This is a genomic window from Streptomyces sp. NPDC001157 (assembly GCF_053598255.1).
The window spans coordinates 149,086-167,081 of the sequence record NZ_JBSFJW010000002.1 but is presented as its reverse complement, the minus strand read 5'-3'; the positions used below and the strand labels follow the sequence as shown (position 1 = coordinate 167,081).

The following is a 17,996-nucleotide window of genomic DNA, read 5'->3' as shown; positions in this document are numbered from 1 at the left end:
TGGCTCCCCGCCTACTGCAACCTGTTCTCGTTCTTTGAGAGGGGAGATGGGTGATGGGTGGGACCGAACACCTCACCGTGCAGCGCGAAGGCGCCACACTGGTGCTCACGCTCAACAGGCCGGACGCCAAGAACGCGCTCTCGTTGTCCATGCTCGTCGGTCTGTACGACGGCTGGATCGAGGCCGACGAGGACGACGCCGTCCGCTCGATCGTGCTGACCGGTGCGGGCGGCGCGTTCTGCGCCGGCATGGACCTCAAGGCCCTCGCGGGCAGGGGCATGGAGGGAGAGCAGTACCGGGACCGCCTCAAGGTCGACCCGGACCTGCACTGGAAGGCGATGCTGCGCCACCACCGCCCTCGCAAGCCGGTGATCGCCGCCGTCGAGGGCTACTGCGTGGCGGGCGGCACGGAGATCCTCCAGGGCACCGACATCCGTGTCGCGGGGGAGTCGGCGACGTTCGGGCTCTTCGAGGTCAAGCGGGGGCTGTTCCCCATCGGCGGCTCGACGGTGCGGCTGCAGCGCCAGATCCCGCGCACCCATGCGCTGGAGATGCTGCTCACGGGGCGCCCCTACACCGCCCGCGAGGCCGCCGACGTAGGCCTGATCGGCCATGTCGTCCCCGACGGCACCGCCCTCGCCAAGGCGCTGGAGATCGCCGAACAGATCAACACCTGCGGGCCACTCGCCGTGGAGGCTGTCAAGGCGTCCGTCTACGAGACCGCCGAGATGACCGAGACGGACGGGCTCGCGTCCGAACTCAAGCGGGGGTGGCCGATCTTCGATACGGCCGATGCCAAGGAGGGGGCGCGTGCCTTTGCCGAGAAGCGGCCGCCTGTCTACAAGCGGGCGTAGGGCTGCGCTGCCCCTGCCGGTTTGGAAGGTGCGGGTCGTTTGTGGCTGGTCGCTCCCCCGCTCTCGACTTCGCTTCAGCGGGGGGCCCCCATCGCGGCGGAGCCGCACATGTCACAGTCCCGCGCCCCTTACGGGGCGCTCCTGACCGTCGTTCTCTCAAGGAGGTAGCCCCGGTGGCCGAAGTCCTCAAGGCTCCCCTCGCCGTTGAATTTCCCTTCACTCGATCCCTCGGGCCTGTGCAGAGTGCCTTTCTGACCGGCCTGCGCGAGCGCGTCGTTCTCGGGGTGAGGACCGGTGACGGCCGGGTCCTCGTCCCGCCCGTCGAGTACGACCCCGTCACCGCCGAGGAGATCCGCGACCAGGTCGAGGTCGGAGCCACCGGCACGGTCACCACCTGGGCCTGGAACCACGAGCCACGCCGCGGCCAACCCCTCACCACACCTTTCGCCTGGGTCCTGGTCCGGCTCGACGGCGCCGACACCGCTCTGCTGCACGCCCTCGACGCCCCCGGTCCCGACGCGGTGCACACGGGCATGCGGGTCCGGATCCGCTGGGCCGAAGAGCGATCCGGCGCCATCACCGACATCGCCTGCTTCGAGCCGTACGACGGTGACGACACCGTACTCACCGTTCCTGCGGGGGAGTTCGAAGAACCGATCACCGGCATCGTCGCACCCGCCCGTCTCGACTACACCTACTCGCCGGGCCGAGCCCAGACCGCCTACATCCACGCCCTCTCCGAGCGGCGGACGGTCGGCGAACGCTGCCCCTCCTGCCGGAAGGTGTACGTGCCGCCGAGGGGCGCCTGCCCCACCTGCGGCGTCGCCACTTCGGAACAGGTCGAGGTGGGACCGCGCGGCACGGTCACCACCTTCTGCATCGTCAACATCAAGGCGAAGAACCTGGACATCGAAGTCCCGTACGTCTACGCCCACATCGCCCTCGACGGCGCCGGGCTCGCGCTGCACGGCCGTATCGGCGGCATTCCCTACGACCAGGTGCGCATGGGGCTGCGCGTCGAACCGGTGTGGACCGAAGGGGCCCGCTACCCCGACCACTACCGGCCCACCGGCGAACCCGACGCGGAGTACGAGACGTACAAGGAGCTGCTGTGATGCGTGACATAGCACTGGTGGCCTTCGCTCAGACCGACCACCGGCGCACCAGCGAGGAGCTCTCCGAGGTGGAGATGCTCATGCCGGTGCTGCACGGCGTTCTCGCCCAGACCGGGCTGAAGACCGCCGACATCGGCTTCACCTGCTCCGGCTCCAGCGACTACCTGGCCGGCCGCGCGTTCTCCTTCACCCTCGCCCTCGACGGCGTCGGCGCCTGGCCGCCGATCTCCGAGTCGCACGTGGAGATGGACGGCGCCTGGGCCCTGTACGAGGCATGGACGAAACTCCTCACCGGGGACGCCGACACCGCCCTCGTCTACTCGTACGGCAAGTCCTCGCCCGGCTCCGTGCGCGACGTCCTGACCCGGCAGCTCGACCCGTACTACGTGGCACCTCTGTGGCCCGACTCCGTCGCCCTGGCCGCGCTGCAGGCGCAGGCCCTGATCGACGCGGGCGACACCGACGAACCCGCGCTCGCCGCCGTCGCCGCCCGCAGCCGTGCGGACGCCGCCGCCAACTCCCATGCCCAGCTGAGGGGTTCGGTACCGCAGGGGGAGTACCTCGTACGGCCCCTCCGTACCGGCGACTGCCCGCCCATCGGCGACGGCGCGGCCGCCGTGATCCTCGCGGCGGGGGAGCGGGCCCGGGAACTGTGCGAACGGCCCGCCTGGATCCGTGGCATCGACCACCGCATCGAAGCCCACGGCCTCGGTGTCCGCGACCTGACCGACTCGCCCTCCACCCGTCTGGCCGCCGAGAAGGCCGGCGCCTTCGAACGGCCCGTCGACACCGCCGAGTTGCACGCACCCTTCACCTCGCAGGAGGTCGTGCTGCGCAAGGCACTGCGGCTCGGCGACGACGTGCGGGTCAACCCGTCCGGCGGGGCACTCTCCGCCAACCCGATCATGGCCGCCGGGCTCATCCGTCTCGGTGAGGCCGCCGCGGGCATCCACCGCGGCGAGTCCGACCGTGCGCTCGCCCACGCCACCTCCGGGCCCTGTCTGCAACAGAACCTGGTGGCCGTACTCGAAGGGGATCCCCGATGAGCAAGGAGCCCGTGGCCGTCGTAGGCATCGGCCAGACCAAGCATGTGGCGGCCCGGCGGGACGTGTCGATCGCGGGACTCGTGCGTGAGGCGGCCGGGCGCGCTCTTGACGACGCGGAGTTGGCCTGGGCAGACATCGACGCCGTCGTCATCGGCAAGGCGCCCGACTTCTTCGAGGGCGTGATGATGCCCGAGCTGTACCTCGCCGACGCGCTCGGCGCGGTGGGCAAGCCGATGCTGCGGGTGCACACCGCCGGATCCGTCGGCGGGTCGACCGCGCTCGTCGCCGCCAATCTGGTCGCGGCCCGCGTCCACGGCACCGTGCTGACGCTGGCCTTCGAGAAGCAGTCCGAGTCCAACGCCATGTGGGGCCTGTCCCTGCCGATCCCCTTCCAGCAGCCGCTGCTCGCCGGGGCGGGCGGGTTCTTCGCCCCGCATGTGCGCGCGTACATGCGGCGCACCGGCGCGCCCGACACGGTCGGCTCGCTGGTGGCCTACAAGGACCGGCGCAACGCCCTGAAGAACCCCTACGCCCACCTCCACGAGCACGACATCACCCTGGAGAAGGTCCAGGCCTCGCCCATGCTGTGGGACCCGATCCGCTACTCCGAGACCTGCCCGTCCTCCGACGGCGCCTGCGCCATGGTGCTGACGGACCGGGCCGGCGCGGCACGCGCTCCCCGGCCGCCCGCGTGGATGCTGGGCGGCGCCATGCGCAGCGAGCCCACCCTCTTCGCGGGCAAGGACGCCGTGTCGCCGCAGGCCGGCAAGGACTGTGCCGCCGATGTGTACCGGCAGGCGGGGATCGCGGACCCGCGCCGCGACATCGACGCCGTCGAGATGTATGTGCCGTTCTCCTGGTACGAGCCCATGTGGCTGGAGAACCTCGGCTTCGCCGAGGAGGGCGAGGGCTGGAAACTCACCGAGGCCGGGGTGACCGAACTGGACGGGGACCTGCCCGTCAACATGTCGGGCGGCGTCCTGTCGACCAATCCCATCGGCGCCTCCGGCATGATCCGCTTTGCCGAGGCGGCGCTCCAGGTGCGCGGCCAGGCCGGAGAACACCAGGTGGAGGGGGCCCGGCGGGTCCTCGGGCACGCCTACGGGGGCGGATCGCAGTTCTTCTCGATGTGGCTCGTGGGGAGCGAACCTCCGGACTCGTAGAAGACTCCGGAAAGGTCCCCCTCACGTGGCCTGTCGGCATCAGAAACCGATCGCTAGGCTGGCCGCGGACGACGAATCGGGAGGAGCACGGACGTGGCCGAGACCACCATCCAGCAGCACCCGCTTGCGGGCTGGGACAAGCCTGACCTGGACCTCAGCACCGCCGACTGGCACTCGAGCAGCCGTGGCCTGGGGGATGTCCAGATCGCCTTTGTCGAGGGATTCATCGCGATGCGCAACAGCGGCCGCCCGGAAAGCCCTTCCTTGATCTTCACGCCCGCGGAATGGGGCGCGTTCGTGTCAGGGGCGCGGGAAGGAGAGTTCGACCTGACCTGACCCGGTAGCCCTGCGGCGGAGCCGACGGGCCGATCCGGGGGTGTTCCACCCGTCTTTGCGGACACGCGACCTTGAGCGCCCTTCCCGGGCCGATGCCTGAGCGAGGCTGGCTCCGGGAAGGGAAGGTCGTCTCCCCGAGATGAGGAACGCATGAGCAGCACCCAGCCGGTCATCGCGGCGGTCGACGGTTCGGACGACAGCCTGCGCGCGCTGGACTGGGCCCTCCTCGACGCCCGCAGGCGCGGGGTGTCGCTGCGGGTGGTCCATGTGCGGCAGTACGCCGCCTGGGCCCAGCCCGACATCCTTGCGGCCGGGCCGCCGGAGCCGGGCGACGATCCGGTGCTCGGCCAGGTGCGCACGTATGTGAAGGGGCGGGGGGACCTGCCGGCCGTCGAGTACCACGGCCTGGAGGGGGTGCCGGGCGCCATCCTGCCCGAACTCGGTTCCAGCGCCCAGCTGTTGGTGCTCGGCTCCCGAGGGCGCGGCGGCTTCGCCAGTCTGCTGCTCGGCTCCAACGGCATGGCCGCCGCACGCGACGCCGAGTGCCCCGTCGTCGTGGTGCCCCGGCCCGGCCGTGAGGTGCACGGAGACGTACCGGTCGAGCCCGGCCCGCGCGTGGTCGTCGGCCTGCAGGTGGACAGCCCCGACGAGGCGACCCTCGCCTTCGCCTTCACCGAGGCCGCACTGCGCGGCGCCCGCCTCCATGTGGTCGCCGCCTACATGTGGCCCGCGCAGACCTGGACCACCCCCGGCGAACTCGTCCCGCCGATGGTCGACCAGAACGCCGTCGAGAACCAGACCTGGACCCTCGCCGAGGGCTTCCTCACCCCGCACCGCTCAAGACACCCCGACGTCCCCGTCGACACCTACGCGATGCCGGGCGACGCGGCAGGCCAGCTGGTCGCGGCCTCCAAGGACGCCGACCTGGTCGTCGTGGGCCGCCACCGCCGCCGCCTGCTGGCCCCCGCCCGCATGATGGGCTCGGTCGCCCAGGCGGTCCTGCTGCACGCGGCGGCCCCGGTGGCGGTGGTACCGCCGGCCATGGGGGAGGAGTGAGGCCTCACCGTGCGCGGCTGCGGCTGCAACGGCGGGTACGTGGGGGCTTGCGGCGCTGTTCCCCGCGCCCGTTGAGGCCGCTTCTGTGAGCATCGTGGCCGCGATCTTCGGCCGCTCCGACGCCCTGCTGCCCGGCTGTGGCAACCGGGGCACGCCGGCCGCGAGCGTCGCCGGGGTTCACGGCCAGAGCAGTTGGCGGTGCCAGTCGGTGTCGTCTTGCAGGTAGGCGAGCCGAGTGTGTGGACTTTCGCGGTCGCCCTGCCGGAACTCGATGGACTCGGGCTGCACGGTGTGCGGCGTTCAGCCCGGGGTGACCGGGTTCGGTTGCGTCTTCAGCTGGGCCAGTGTCTCTTTCACCGCCCTGTCGCGTTCGGCGAGGTCGGTGAGCGGCCGTGACTGGCGTCTCAGCAGCGCTTCCGCACGGGCCCCCGCGTCCCGGGCGAGGAAGTCGGCCGCACTGTCCTAGGGGCTCGCGGCCACGACGGTTGTGCGGACCCGTACCCGGACCCGGACCTGACGGGCCTGCTGCGGCCAGTAGAAGGTGAGGGCCGCGAAGGGCCGCACGGCGAGGTCGCGTGCCTTGACGCTGCCGCTGTCCGACGCGAACTGCCAGCCCTCAGGACCCGCCCTTGAGGATCAGCGTCCGAGCCGTCGGATTCCCGTCCTCGCCGGCCGTCGAGACGGTCATCGCATGCGGCTCGCGCACCCCCGGCCTCCACCGCCATGAGCAGCCACTCGCTGAACAACTCGGACGGCGTGCCCGGCGCCGCGCCCGGATCGAACTCCGGCAGCTCGCCCGCGAACACCTCCAGCCCGCGCAGCAGCCCACGCAGATCCGCCATGAACCCTCCCCCTCGGCTACTAATGGATACCGGCGGACCTATCGTTAGCCACATGCAGGAATCGCTCGCGAGGGACACCCGTCTCGCTCTCGACCTCGCCCTCACCGTCCGCCACGACGGACACGGCGGCGTCGCCGACGACCTGGCGGACGTCGCGGGGTTCACGACCTGGGTGCGCGCCCACCCCGACACCGTGCCGGACGCTGCCGCCTTCGTCGCCGACCAGGCAGGTCTCACCGCCGTACGAGACCTCCGCGCGGCCGTCCGTGCCCTCTTCGCCCACGCCGTACGCCCCGCCGAACCCAGCCGCGCCGACGCGACGCGCCTGCTGCCCCTACCCGAAGCCGTCGCACGCCTCAACGCCGCTGCTGCCCGCACCCCGACCGTCCCCGTGCTGCACTGGCCCGAGGGTGCCGAACCCGCCGTACACAGAAGGGCGGCCGACGGCGCGCACGAGCTCACCGCGACCCTCGCGCAGGCCGCGATCGCCTTTCTCGCCGGCCCCGACCGGCAGCGGCTGCGCGCCTGTCACGCGCCACGCTGCGTGCGCTACTTCCTCAAGGAGCACCCGCGCCAGGAGTGGTGCAAGCCCTCCTGCGGCAACCGCGCACGCGTCGCCCGCCACCACGACCGGCACAAGACCGTCCAGGGGGCGTGACGGCTCAGCCGACCTGGATGTGCGTGTTCATCCCGAGCTGCTTGTGACCCGGGACCGGGCAGTACAGGTCGTACGAACCCTTCTTGAAGGTCACCGTCAGGTTCGCCTCCTGGCCGCCCTGGATGTTCTTGGTCCTGGCGTCCTCCACGCCGGGGCCGTCGATGGACAGGGCGTGCGTGATCTTTCCCTTGTTGTCGGCGACGAAGGTGTAGGTGCCCGGTGTGAACGACGACCGGGACAGCTTCAGCCCGTACTCGGTCTCGGTGACCGTCACCCGGGTCCCCGAGGCCTTGCTCGCGCCGGTGGAGGCCGAGCCGCCTCCACCGCCCCCGCCACCGCTGGAGCAGGCGGCCAGGACGAGAGCGGCGGCGAAGACCGACGCCGTCGCCGTGACCCGAAGTGCCGTACCCGTCGTACGGGCCTTGCGTGCCATGAGTGCCATGTCGCTCATCCCCTTCGGGGCCTGCCCACAACCCGCCGGGCTTGTCCGCGTCTGCCATGGGAGACCCTCTATGGGGGATACGGACTGAGATGCACCGGTGTTCAGGGCGGCCTCCACGACGGTGGCAGACAGGCTCTGAAACAGGTCGGTCAGTAACGGACAGACCGGGTCGCGCGACCCTCGCGAGGCGTACGCTGAGGTGCCTGTAGGTCACGGAGCGCGCCCGCTCCCCGCGCGGGCGCACCACCGTGGCAGGGGGTACGCCATGGGGCAGCGCAGCGTGCGGAGCAGCCGCACCATCTTCGAACGCGAGAGTGAACTCGCCGCAGTGGACGAGGCGTTGGGAGAGCTCACCGGGCTGCGCAGGGACGGCGCCGAGCCGTCCGAGCGCCCCCGCGGCGCGCTCCTCGCCTTCGCCGGGCGCGCCGGCATCGGCAAGACCACCCTCCTCGCCGAGGTCCGCCGGCGCGCCGCCACCCGGGGCTGCACCGTGCTGTCCGCCCGCGGTGGCGACCAGGAACAGCGCGTCGCCTTCCATGTCGCCCGCCAGCTGCTGCAGCCCCAACTGGCCGGGGCCGCGGAGACCGATCTGCGGGCGTCGCTGGGCAGTTGGTACGACATCGTCGGACCCGCCCTCGGCCTGTGCGCCCCCACCGACGGCGCCCCGCCCGACCAGCAGGGCCTGCGCGACGGCCTCGACTGGGTGCTCACCCATCTCGCCGTGCTGCGCGCCCCGATGGTCCTCGTCCTCGACGACGCCCACTGGGCCGACCCCGAATCCCTGCGCTGGCTCGCCGCGTTCGCGCCCCGCGCCGAACAGCTCCCGCTGCTGGTCGTCGTCGCCTACCGGCCCGACGAACTCCCCGACCACGCCGAGTCGTTCAAGGGGTTGCCGGGGCGCGCGGGCGGCCGCCCCCTCGACCTGGAACCGCTGAGCGCCGCCGCCGTCGCCCGCCTCGTACGGGAGACGCTCGGTGCGCACGCCGACGACGCGTTCTGCCGGGAGTGCTGGGCCGTCACCGCCGGCAGCCCGTTCGAGACGGTCGAACTCGTCGCCAAGGTGCGCGACCGCGGCCTCACCCCGACCGAGACCGGCGCCCATCTGCTGCGCGATCTTGCCGCCGCCGTCAAGGGCAGTGGCCTCATCGCCCGCCTCGAACGCCTGGGCACCTCCACCGTGCGCTTCGCCTGGGCCTGCGCCGTCCTCGGCACCGAGATCCACCCCCAGCTCGCCGCGGCCGTCGCGGGGCTCGGCCACGAGGAGGCCGCCGACGCCGCCGACGCCCTGCGCGGCGCCCGCATCCTGACCGGCGTCGAGACCCTCGAGTTCGTCCACCCCCTGATCGCCACCGCCGTCTACCGGGCCATCCCGCCCGGCATCCGCGTCGCCCTGCACGGCCAGGCCGCCTGGTGCGTGATCAACGACGGGCAGGGCCCCTCCGCCGCGGGCCGCCACCTCCTGGAGACCCACCCCGACGGCGACAACTGGGTCGTGCAGCAACTGCGCGCCGCAGCCGAGGAGACCCTCCGCGCCGGCGCACCGGACGCCGCCCGCAGCTACCTCGCCCGTGCCCTGCGCGAACCCCCGCCCTACGAGGACCGCGCCGCCGTCCTGTACGAACTGGGCTCCGCCTCCCTGCTCACCGAACCCGCCACCACCGTCAACCATCTGCGCGCCGCCCTCGAAGAACCCATCGCCGACGCCCACCTGCGCCAGCACATCGTCTACCGGCTCTCCCAGGTCCTCGCCCACAGCGATCGCCTCGCCGAGGCCTCCGACACCCTCGCCCGCGAGATCCGCACCACCGACGACGCCCGTGTCAAGCTGCGCATGGTCGCCGAACAGTTCATGTGGGACGCCTTCCGCGCCGACGAACCCGACCACCCCTCCCGCTCCCGCCGCCTGACCAGACTCGCCGACCGCCTCAGCGGCCGCGACCTCACCGAGCGCTACATCATCGGCCTGCGTACCTGGGACGCGGTCCTGCGCGGCGAGCCCGCCCACGTCGCCCTCCACCACGCCGAACGCGCCCTGGCCGGCGGCCTCGGCTGGGCCGAACCCGACCGTGGCTTCGAGGTGCCCGTCCTGGTCGCGCTCGCGTTCATGTACGCCGACCGGCCCGGGCGGACGGAAGAGCTGTTCGCGAGCGGCATCGCCGACTTCGAGCGCCAGGGCTGGCGCGGCGCCCACCTCTCCTTCGCCTACACGCTCCTCGCCTACGTCCGCTACCGTCGCGGCCGGCTCTCCGAGGCTCAGGACTTCGTGATGGCGGGCCTGAGGCTCGCCGAGCGCGTCGGCCCCGGCACGCCCGCCCACTGGTACGCCGTGGGCATCCTCATCGAGGTCCTCCTCGCCCGGGGCCGCATCACCGAGGCCGCGCAGGTCGCCGAGGACTACTCCTTCGGGGCGCCCTTCCCGGCCGCCGTCGTCTTCCCCGACGCCCAGACCGTGTACGGCGAACTCCTGCTCGCCCGCGGCCGCACCAAGGAAGCGGCTCAGGAGCTGGCCGCCGCCGGCCGACGCCTGGAGCCGCGCGGCATGCGCAACCCCGCCTGGTGCCCCTGGCAGCTCCACCTCGCCCGTGCCGAGAGCCACGACACGCCCGAAAGGGCCGTCGACACCGCCCTCGAAGCGCTCGCCCGTGCCCGCCAGTTCGGCACCCCGTCCGCCATCGGCCAGGCCCTGCGGACGGCGGCTGAGGTCTCCTCGGGCTCGGCCCGCATGAAATACCTGGAGGAGTCCGTCATCCACCTGGAGCGCTCCCCGGCGGCCTACGAACTCGCCTGCGCACTCGTAGCCCTGGGCACCGAACTCCGCCGCACCGGCCGTCCCCGAGACGCCGCCGAACACCTCTACCGAGGCCTCGACGCCGCAGTCCAGTGCAACGCCGACGGCCTCGCCGAAACAGCCCGAGACGAACTGGCCGCCTCCGGCCTCCGCCCCCACCGCCTCCACAGCACCGAGACGGACACTCTGACCTCCCGGGAGCGGGTCGTCGCGAACCTGGCAGCTCAGGGCTGCACCGAGCCGGAGATCGCACAGGAACTGCACCTGGACGAGCCGACGGTCGTGCGCCTGCTGTCCGCGGTCTACCGAAAGATGGGTACGGAGATCACCGGATTGGCGGCAACATTGAAGCCAACGTGAGACCCACCCCCTAGGGGCGCGGGGCCGTATCGATTTCCGGCTCCGCCGCGTGGGCGCGATCAACCCCCACAACCCGCACCCGAACGACGACCCACCCGGCCCACCAACCGGCAGGGTCCACGTACCATTGGCGACATGTCGTTCCTCCGCCGCCGCAGCGCCACCCCCGCCGGGCCCGACTTCGACGTCCTGGCCATGGACCCGGGCGACTGGCCCGGCAATCTGGGCGCCGGCCTGCTGCCCGCCCCCGACGGCACCTGTCAGGGCGTCTTCCTGCGCTACGACCTGTTCGGCGGCCGCGGCCCCGCGATGATCATCGGCAATCTGCCCGAGGGCTCCCCGGCCCGCGAGACCGCCGAGGACGAGATCCCCTTCGAGGTGGCCCAGCTGCTGATCGCGCTGGAGAACGAGGAGGAGGTGAGCGTCGTCGGCGTCGAGGACATGCCGGTCATGCAGGGCGACAACCTCCTGATCGTGCGCCGTCTCAAGCTCTCCGAGAGCCGCATCTCCTGTGTGCAGTTCGACCGCAGTGACAACGTCCTGGTGACCATCGCCGCCTGGGACCGCCCCATCACCGACGACCTGTACGCCCTGCTGAAGCCGCTCCCGGCGGAGTTGTTCCAGCAGGGCTGACACCGGCTAGCGGCGGGACCGCACCACCTTCACGTCCGCCGCGCGTACGAACGCCACCCGGTGTCCGAACTGGATCTCGTAGTACAGGTCCTTGCCGACCACGACCCGGTGCGAGTCGGTGGTGAAGGTGACCGCGTAGTAGTACTCGCCCGGCACCTTGTCGCCGACCACGTACTTCTGCCCCTTCGGCAGTGTGTACGGCAGCGGCGAGACCGCCTGCGCGGGCACCTCGGCCGGGTAGGCCGAGGCCTCCGGGTAGGCCCGTCCGTAGACCGGGACGCTGTCCAGACCCGGCTTCGGGGTGACCACGTAACCCGACGCGTCCACCGCTGTCCGGTGCCTCTTGGGGTTCTTGAACCATGCCTTCTGGCCCAGGTACCAGATCGCCGTCCAGTCGCGGTAGTGGCCGGCCACCGCGAACTGCTGGCCGGTGGACGCCCGGGAGCCCACGTCATTGACGTCGATCGTCGAGTCGGCGTTCTTGTGCAGTCCCACGTCCTTGATCAGGGCGGAGTCCGCGTCGTGGTCGGAGTACAGGCGCACCTCGCTGGAGCCGTGCGCCGCGCAGGGCTCGTCCTTGGTGACGCAGCCCGTGTACTCCGGCTGGTTGGCCTGGTAGTCGGGACGGATCGTCACCAGCCCGCCGCTCTTGGCTGCGGTCTTCCGGAAGGGGTGGCCCAGCAGTTCGAAGTAGTGCCGCCAGTCCCAGAACGGGCCGGGGTCGGTGTGCATGCCCGGGATGGTCGACGTCGTGGGGCCCGGCACATTGTCGTGGCCGAGGATGTGCTGGCGGTTCAGCGGGATGCGGTACTTCGCCGCGAGATACCGCACCAGGCGCGCCGAGGCGCGGTACATCGCCTCCGTGTACCAGGCGTCGGGCGCGGCGAGGAAGCCCTCGTGCTCCAGGCCGATCGACTTGGCGTTGATGTACCAGTTGCCCGCGTGCCAGGCCACGTCCTTCGCCTTGACGTGCTGGGCGATGAGGCCGTCCGTGGAGCGCAGGGTGTAGTTCCACGACACATAGGTGGGGTCCTGCACCAGCTTCAGGACCCCGTCCCAGGTGCCTTCCGTGTCATGGATGACGATGTATCTGATGCTCTGCGAGGCCGGGCGGTCGCCCACGTCGTGGTTGCCGTAGTCGTTGTTCCCGAACTCCTCGTACGGCGCCGGGATCCACTGGCACGACACCGACTTCGGGCATTCCGTGCCGTCGGCGGAGAGGGTGCGCAGGCCGGACTTCTCCAGTTGTGCGGTGTCGGGGGTGAGGTCCGGCTGGGCGGTCAGGACGACGCGCTGTCCGGCGTCCGTGGTGCGCTGCTCGCCGGTGCGCATCACCTCGTACACGTCGTCGGCGTAGGCCGCCGCCGTCGCGGTGTCGTCCGCAGCAGAGAAACGGGCCACCGCCCCGTACCACTCAGCCGGGTCCGCGCTGAGCGGCTCGCCCAGCTCCTTCTGCTCGGAGGCCAGCAGCGCGGCACCGCCCGCCACATTGGCGGCCGGGTCGGTACGGAGCCGCTCGGCGCTCAGCCCGGTCAGGGCGGCCGCCTTCGGCAACGTCTTGAGCCGGGGCGGGAGTTCGGAGTTCTCCGGCACTTTGGTGTCCGGGTGCAGGGCGCCGCGGGCCGTGTCCCCGCGGGCGTCCCCCGTGCCGTCGCTGTGGCGCGCGGTGCGGGCGATCGCGGTGTGGGCGTCGGTGAGGTGCATCGGGCCGTAACCGCCCGACACGCTCGGCGCGCCTCCGTGCGTGTCCCACCGGGACTGCAGATACGAGACGCCGAGCAGCACGCTCTGCGGCACGTGGTACTCGGCGGACGCCGAGGCGAACGCCTGTTGGAGCCGGTCCTCGGCGGGCCGGGCGTCGGACGGGGCCGCGCCCAGCAGCGGCAGCAGCAGGGCCGCCGCGGCGAGGGCGCCGGCGGTTCTGCGGGTGCGTCTGTGGCCGGGTGCGGACGTGGGGTCGGTGGCAGATCCTCGCAATGCAGCCTCCTGGGACGAACGAGCGTGGCGGGGCGTGCAGGGCCGAGCGGTGGGTCAGTGGTACCCGCTGGCCGACGATCCGTCAATCATGCCCAGAGGCAGGAGATTTCCCATGTCAACACGAGGGTGGAGGAGTTTCCGGGCGGCGGTGTGCGGGCCTGCGAGGCATCAGTGGCGTACACCAATGGCCCCTGCCGAAGGCTTTTCGGAAAGGTCTGCCGCGCAGGTCCGGACATACGAAGGTCCGCGGTACGCCGCTGTCCTGGGCGCACCGCGGACCTTCGTCCCCGTCAGCGAGTGCCGACCGCCGCTCGTACGGCCCGTCGGGCCAGCTGGCAGTCGTCGTGCAGCCGCCTCAGCAGCAGCCGCTGTTCCTCGCCGGACGGCGCAGCGCCCGGGTGGGCCACTCCCGGTGCCGCCGGGGTCGTGTCGTGCATCGAACGCTGCACGGCTGTTTCGTAGGTACGGATCTCACGGGTCAGTACGAGCATCAGGTTCACCAGGAACGCGTCCCGCGAGGCCGGGCCCGCCGACTGCGCGATCTGGCTGATCTGGCGGCGCGCCACCGGCGCGTCGCCGAGCACCGACCACAGCGTCGCCAGGTCGTAGCCCGGCAGGTACCAGCCCGCGTGCTCCCAGTCCACCAGCACTGGACCGGCCGGTGAGAGCAGGATGTTCGAGAGCAGTGCGTCGCCGTGGCAGAACTGTCCCATGCCCTGCCGGCCCGCCGAGTGCGCGATGCCGTGCAGCAGCTTCTGCAGGTCGCCCATGTCGCGGTCGGTGAGCAGCCCCAGTTCGTGGTAGCGGGAGATACGGGCCGCGTAGTCGAGCGGGGCGTCGAAGGTGCCCGCCGGCGGCCGCCAGGCGTTCAGCCGGCAGATCGCACCGAGGGCCGCCCTGATGTCGGCGCGCGGCGGGGCCTCGGCCGGGTGCCGCTGCAGGGCCGCGACCCGTCCCGGCATCCGCTCGATGACCAGTGTGCAGTTGTCCGGGTCCGCCGCGATCAGTCTCGGCACCCGCACCGGCGGGCGGTGCCGGACGAACGAGCGGTATGCCGCTATTTCATGGCGGATCCGCTCGGCCCAGGCTGGGGAGTGGTCCAGTAAACACTTGGCGACGGCCGTGCTGCGCCCGGTGGTACCGACCAGGAGCACGGACCGTCCGCTGCGGCGCAGCACCTGCACCGGAGCGAACTCGGGACAGATCCGGTGCACCGACGCGATCGCCGTCCGCAGCTGGGCGCCCTGGGGGCCGGACAAGTCGAGTCTCCCGCTGAGCGGTTGGGTGCCGAGCCCGGCGGCGCGGCGCGGCCGGCCCGCGCCCAGCACGGGGGCCGCGGGACGCGCCGCGGGATCGAGGTAGGGGCCGCTGCCCGCCGGGCGGGAATGCAGCGACCGGGGCGGGGCGGACACGGAGGACGATGCTGCGTACATGGGAGAAACAGATCCCTTCGTGTGCCTGCGACGACAATGCGCTCCCCGGCCCGGCCCCTCGGGTGCACCCTGGGGAATGCATCCCTTGTTCAAGAAGGCGACCGGGTCGGGGTGGCGCTTTCCTACCTGACACCCGATGCCCAGTGGCACACCATCTGGCGAACCCTGGCGAACCCTGGCGAATAGTCGCCCGGCAACTTGCACCGGGCTACTGTCAACTCAGCCGAGAACCTGGGGGCTTGACGTGAGCGGACAACCCAACACCCGCCTTGCGGACCTGTTCGGCCTGGCCGGCTGGTCCAAGGGTGAACTCGCGAGGCTGGTCAACCGGCAGGCGGCGGCCATGGGCCACCCCCAGCTGTCGACCGACACCTCCCGGGTGCGGCGTTGGATCGACATGGGAGAGATCCCGCGCGATCCGGTGCCGCGGGTGCTGGCGGCTCTGTTCACCGAGCGTCTCGGCCGTGTCGTGACCATCGAGGACCTCGGTCTGGTCCGGCACGGGCGTGCGGGGAAACGGCAGGACGCCGGGAGTGTGGAACATCCCGACGGTGTGCCGTGGGCGCCCGAGCGGACTGCGGCGGTCCTCACCGAATTCACGGGAATGGACCTCATGCTCAACCGACGCGGCTTGGTGGGCGCGGGTGTCGCGCTCACCGCAGGATCCGCACTCAGCAGCGCCATGTACGACTGGCTGCAAACCGATCCGACCCTCTCCGCCGACGCTCCCGACTTCGACAATCCCCTGCACGCCGATCCCGCCGGGTTCGACCGCTACGAGGCCGCCCCCATCGGGTCGCAGGAGATCGAGGAACTGGAGCGCTCGGTCGAGGTGTTCCGGGCCTGGGACGCTGCCCGCGGCGGCGGCCTGCAGCGCAAGGCAGTCGTGGGCCAGCTCAACGAGGTGGGCGGCATGCTCGCCTACCGTCACCCCGACCATCTCCAGCGGCGCCTGTGGGGCGTCGCCGCCAATCTCGCCGTCCTCGCGGGCTGGATGTCGCACGATGTCGGCCTGGAGCCCACGGCCCAGAAGTACTTCGTCATCGCCGCCCATGCCGCGAGAGAGGGAGGCGACCGGCCCCGCGCCGGAGAGGCACTCTCCCGTGCGGCGCGCCAGATGGTGCACCTGGGCCGGCCCGACGACGCCCTGGACCTGATGAAGCTCGCCCAGTCCGGCTCCGGCGACGAGGTGCTGCCGCGCACCAAGGCGATGCTCTACACCATCGAGGCCTGGGCGCAGGCCTCGATGGGCAAGGGCCAGGCGATGCGCCGCACCCTCGGCCGGGCGGAGGACCTCTTCGTCTCCGACCGGGGCGATGTGCCGCCGCCGAGCTGGATGCAGATGTTCAAGGAGGAGGACCTGTATGGCATGCAGGCCCTTGCCTACCGCACCCTGGCCGAGCACGAACCGGGAGCGGCCGTGCACGCCCAGCACTACGCGGAGAAGGCACTGGCCCTCAGGGTCGACGGACGGCAACGGTCGAAGATCTTCGACTTCCTGTCCATGGCCTCGGCCTGCTTCATCGCCGACGACCCCGAACAGGCCGACCGCTATGCACGCCTCGCCCTGATGTCGATGGGATCCAACTCCTCCCACCGCACCTGGGACCGGCTGCGCCAGATGTACCGGCTCACCGCGGAGTACTCCAGCTACCCGAAGATCCACGAGCTGCGGGAGGAGATCAAACTCGCCTTGCCCAGGACGGCGAAGGGCGGCAACAGCGCACGGGCATAGGGGGTCCGTGCAGCTGTCGCTGCTTCACTTCACCGGGGCACCTCGGCGGTTCACTTCACCTTGGCGACGAGCAGGCACGCGTCGTTCTCGCGGTCGGCCTCGCCGTACTCCTCCACGACCATCCGTACGCAGTCCTGCGCGCTCGCTGACTCGCCGAAGCGAGGGGCCAGGCCGAGGAGTTGGTCCACGGTCGCGGTCACCGTCTCCGTACTCCCGCGCCCGGGCACCAGCCCGTCGGTGTGCAACAGGAGCACGTCGCCCGGCTCGAGGGTCTCTTCCGCCTGCTGGTAGGAGGCCTGCGAGGTCGCACCGAGCAGGACGCCGTTCGGTGCGTGCAGCCTGCGCCCCGTCCCGTTGCGGAACAGCAGCGGGGCGGGGTGTGCTGCCTGTGCCCAGGTCAGCGTGCGGGTCTCGGGGCGGTAGCGGCAGCAGACGGCGGTGCCGAGGGCGGGTTGCACGGTGGCGTCGAGTAACTGGTTCAGCCAGCACATCAGTTGACCGGGCTCGGTGCCGGCCATCGCCATGCCGCGCACGGCGCCCAGCAGCGTCGCCATGCCCGAGGCGACGGCCATGCCGTGTCCGGTGAGGTCGCCGACACTGAGCAGGGTCTGGCCGTCGGGCAGTTCGAGCGCGTCGTACCAGTCGTCGCCGATCAGCGCACTGCTCGACGACGGCAGATGGTGCGCGGCGAGATCCAGTGTCTCGGGCCGTTGCTGCGGGAGCCGCAGGGAGCCACGCCACGGCGGCAGCACGGCCTCCTGCAGCTCGACCGCGAGCCGGTGTTCGGTCTGTGCGCGGTGCTGGTGGCGTTGCAGCGAGTCACGGGTCTCGCTCACCACCTTCTGGCTGCGGCGCAGTTCGCTGACGTCCCGCAGTACGGCCCACATCGAGGCGGTGCTGCCGTCAGTGTCGAGCACGGGCTCGCCCATCATGTGCACCGTGCGCACCTCGTCGTCCGGGCGCACGATGCGGAACTCGCCGTCGATGGGCTTGGCGTCGACGAGGCAGTCCGTGACCATCGCCGTCAGCTTCGCGCGGTCCTCGTCCAGGACCAGGGAGGGCAGTTCGTCGAGGGTGAGAGCGGGAGTGGCGGGGTCGCGGCCCAGGATCTGGTAGAGCTCGCCGGACCAGGTCGCCTCGTCCGTCAGCAAATTCCACTCGGCGCTGCCGACCCGGCTGAGCAGCGAGTCACGTGGGGGAGCGGAGGGCAGGGCGTGGGCGAGGTGCGCCGCGTCCGTGGCCGGGGGCACGGGCGGCGGGCCGTCCCGCAGTTGCCCCAAGTGGGTGTCGAGGTCGCTGAGTTGGTGCAGTGCCAGATCGCACAGCGCGCGCTGCCAGCGCTCCTGCGGGTCCGAACCGTCGCCGCGGGCGTCCCGCCGTACGGCGTCCACTTCGCCCTTGAGCCGCCGCGTCTGCGATATCAGCGCCTCGACCGAGCCGCGTCCTGGCGGCTGGGCGGCTGGGTGATCCGCAGAGAGGTGGGACGGCATGACGCACTCCGATGCGGGGACGGTACGACCGGGTCCGGTGGCCTTTAAGGGCCGTTACGACTGTTGCA

Annotated in this window: 16 protein-coding genes; 11 read left to right on the top strand and 5 right to left on the bottom strand. The window is 71.5% G+C overall.

From position 1 onward, the window contains the following. Positions 1 to 53 precede the first annotated feature (53 nt). The 6 genes from ACWDAG_RS04475 (at position 54) to ACWDAG_RS04450 (ending at position 5,570) form a co-directional block, all read left to right on the top strand. On the top strand, positions 54 to 854 hold the full coding sequence (locus ACWDAG_RS04475; RefSeq protein WP_450694096.1) for a crotonase/enoyl-CoA hydratase family protein: 801 nt from the start codon (positions 54 to 56) through the stop codon (positions 852 to 854). A gap of 173 nt (positions 855 to 1,027) precedes the next feature. Further along, entirely contained in the window at positions 1,028 to 1,969 is a 942-nt protein-coding gene (locus ACWDAG_RS04470; protein WP_450694095.1) for a Zn-ribbon domain-containing OB-fold protein, read from the top strand. Beyond that, positions 1,969 to 3,015, top strand: coding sequence for a thiolase domain-containing protein (locus ACWDAG_RS04465; RefSeq protein ID WP_450694094.1), 1,047 nt, complete (start codon positions 1,969 to 1,971; stop codon positions 3,013 to 3,015). Before ACWDAG_RS04470 ends, ACWDAG_RS04465 begins: the two co-directional genes overlap by 1 nt. Further along, the gene (locus tag ACWDAG_RS04460; RefSeq protein WP_450694093.1) at positions 3,012 to 4,178 is read left to right on the top strand and encodes a thiolase domain-containing protein; all 1,167 of its coding nucleotides are present in this window, start codon (positions 3,012 to 3,014) and stop codon (positions 4,176 to 4,178) included. Before ACWDAG_RS04465 ends, ACWDAG_RS04460 begins: the two co-directional genes overlap by 4 nt. A 93-nt stretch (positions 4,179 to 4,271) precedes the next feature. Next, positions 4,272 to 4,514: a DUF397 domain-containing protein gene (locus ACWDAG_RS04455; protein ID WP_450694092.1), complete on the top strand. Its 243-nt coding sequence runs from the start codon at positions 4,272 to 4,274 to the stop codon at positions 4,512 to 4,514. A gap of 150 nt (positions 4,515 to 4,664) precedes the next feature. Next, a complete protein-coding gene (locus tag ACWDAG_RS04450) occupies positions 4,665 to 5,570 on the top strand; it encodes a universal stress protein (RefSeq protein WP_450694091.1) in 906 nt (301 codons plus the stop codon). Between the two features lie 177 nt (positions 5,571 to 5,747). Here ACWDAG_RS04450 and ACWDAG_RS04445 read toward each other — a convergent pair whose 3' ends face one another. After that, positions 5,748 to 5,858, bottom strand: a complete 111-nt coding sequence (locus ACWDAG_RS04445; protein WP_450694090.1) for a pyridoxine 5'-phosphate oxidase C-terminal domain-containing protein — start codon at positions 5,856 to 5,858, stop codon at positions 5,748 to 5,750. Between the two features lie 341 nt (positions 5,859 to 6,199). Here ACWDAG_RS04445 and ACWDAG_RS04440 point away from each other — a divergent pair, with 341 nt between their 5' ends. Together ACWDAG_RS04440 and ACWDAG_RS04435 are read left to right on the top strand one after the other, a co-directional pair. Beyond that, positions 6,200 to 6,460 carry a hypothetical protein gene (locus ACWDAG_RS04440; protein WP_450694089.1) on the top strand — a complete coding sequence of 87 codons (261 nt, stop codon included), beginning with the start codon at positions 6,200 to 6,202 and terminating at the stop codon, positions 6,458 to 6,460. Between the two features lie 4 nt (positions 6,461 to 6,464). After that, positions 6,465 to 7,070 carry a CGNR zinc finger domain-containing protein gene (locus ACWDAG_RS04435; protein ID WP_450694088.1) on the top strand — a complete coding sequence of 202 codons (606 nt, stop codon included), beginning with the start codon at positions 6,465 to 6,467 and terminating at the stop codon, positions 7,068 to 7,070. 4 nt (positions 7,071 to 7,074) lie between these two features. Here ACWDAG_RS04435 and ACWDAG_RS04430 read toward each other — a convergent pair whose 3' ends face one another. After that, complete coding sequence (locus ACWDAG_RS04430) at positions 7,075 to 7,512, bottom strand: plastocyanin/azurin family copper-binding protein (RefSeq protein WP_450694087.1); 438 nt, start codon at positions 7,510 to 7,512, stop codon at positions 7,075 to 7,077. Between the two features lie 265 nt (positions 7,513 to 7,777). On the opposite strand from ACWDAG_RS04430, the gene ACWDAG_RS04425 reads away from it, so the two are divergent. Together ACWDAG_RS04425 and ACWDAG_RS04420 are read left to right on the top strand one after the other, a co-directional pair. Further along, complete coding sequence (locus ACWDAG_RS04425; protein WP_450694086.1) at positions 7,778 to 10,660, top strand: ATP-binding protein; 2,883 nt, start codon at positions 7,778 to 7,780, stop codon at positions 10,658 to 10,660. 135 nt (positions 10,661 to 10,795) lie between these two features. Continuing rightward, positions 10,796 to 11,293, top strand: a complete 498-nt coding sequence (locus tag ACWDAG_RS04420) for a hypothetical protein (protein ID WP_351476669.1) — start codon at positions 10,796 to 10,798, stop codon at positions 11,291 to 11,293. A gap of 6 nt (positions 11,294 to 11,299) precedes the next feature. Here ACWDAG_RS04420 and ACWDAG_RS04415 read toward each other — a convergent pair whose 3' ends face one another. Beyond that, a complete protein-coding gene (locus ACWDAG_RS04415; protein ID WP_450694085.1) occupies positions 11,300 to 13,270 on the bottom strand; it encodes an N-acetylmuramoyl-L-alanine amidase in 1,971 nt (656 codons plus the stop codon). A 290-nt stretch (positions 13,271 to 13,560) separates the two neighbouring features. Beyond that, entirely contained in the window at positions 13,561 to 14,703 is a 1,143-nt protein-coding gene (locus ACWDAG_RS04410; protein ID WP_450694084.1) for an aminoglycoside phosphotransferase family protein, read from the bottom strand. Positions 14,704 to 14,947: 244 nt separating this feature from the next. Here ACWDAG_RS04410 and ACWDAG_RS04405 point away from each other — a divergent pair, with 244 nt between their 5' ends. Beyond that, entirely contained in the window at positions 14,948 to 16,438 is a 1,491-nt protein-coding gene (locus ACWDAG_RS04405) for a DNA-binding protein NsdB (RefSeq protein WP_450694083.1), read from the top strand. 50 nt (positions 16,439 to 16,488) lie between these two features. On the opposite strand, the gene ACWDAG_RS04400 is transcribed toward ACWDAG_RS04405, so the two are convergent. Next, positions 16,489 to 17,928, bottom strand: a complete 1,440-nt coding sequence (locus ACWDAG_RS04400) for a PP2C family protein-serine/threonine phosphatase (RefSeq protein ID WP_450694082.1) — start codon at positions 17,926 to 17,928, stop codon at positions 16,489 to 16,491. Positions 17,929 to 17,996: the final 68 nt, after the last annotated feature.

Bases quoted from the DNA above. Each gene is read 5' to 3' on its own strand.
- ACWDAG_RS04475 (WP_450694096.1), top strand. From the start codon at position 54: ATGGGTGGGACCGAACACCTCACCGTGCAGCGCGAAGGCGCCACACTG.
- ACWDAG_RS04465 (WP_450694094.1), top strand. From the start codon at position 1,969: ATGCGTGACATAGCACTGGTGGCCTTCGCTCAGACCGACCACCGGCGC.
- ACWDAG_RS04460 (WP_450694093.1), top strand. From the start codon at position 3,012: ATGAGCAAGGAGCCCGTGGCCGTCGTAGGCATCGGCCAGACCAAGCAT.
- ACWDAG_RS04450 (WP_450694091.1), top strand. From the start codon at position 4,665: ATGAGCAGCACCCAGCCGGTCATCGCGGCGGTCGACGGTTCGGACGAC.
- ACWDAG_RS04435 (WP_450694088.1), top strand. From the start codon at position 6,465: ATGCAGGAATCGCTCGCGAGGGACACCCGTCTCGCTCTCGACCTCGCC.
- ACWDAG_RS04430 (WP_450694087.1), bottom strand. From the start codon at position 7,512: ATGGCACTCATGGCACGCAAGGCCCGTACGACGGGTACGGCACTTCGG.
- ACWDAG_RS04425 (WP_450694086.1), top strand. From the start codon at position 7,778: ATGGGGCAGCGCAGCGTGCGGAGCAGCCGCACCATCTTCGAACGCGAG.
- ACWDAG_RS04420 (WP_351476669.1), top strand. From the start codon at position 10,796: ATGTCGTTCCTCCGCCGCCGCAGCGCCACCCCCGCCGGGCCCGACTTC.
- ACWDAG_RS04410 (WP_450694084.1), bottom strand. From the start codon at position 14,703: ATGTACGCAGCATCGTCCTCCGTGTCCGCCCCGCCCCGGTCGCTGCAT.
- ACWDAG_RS04400 (WP_450694082.1), bottom strand. From the start codon at position 17,928: ATGCCGTCCCACCTCTCTGCGGATCACCCAGCCGCCCAGCCGCCAGGA.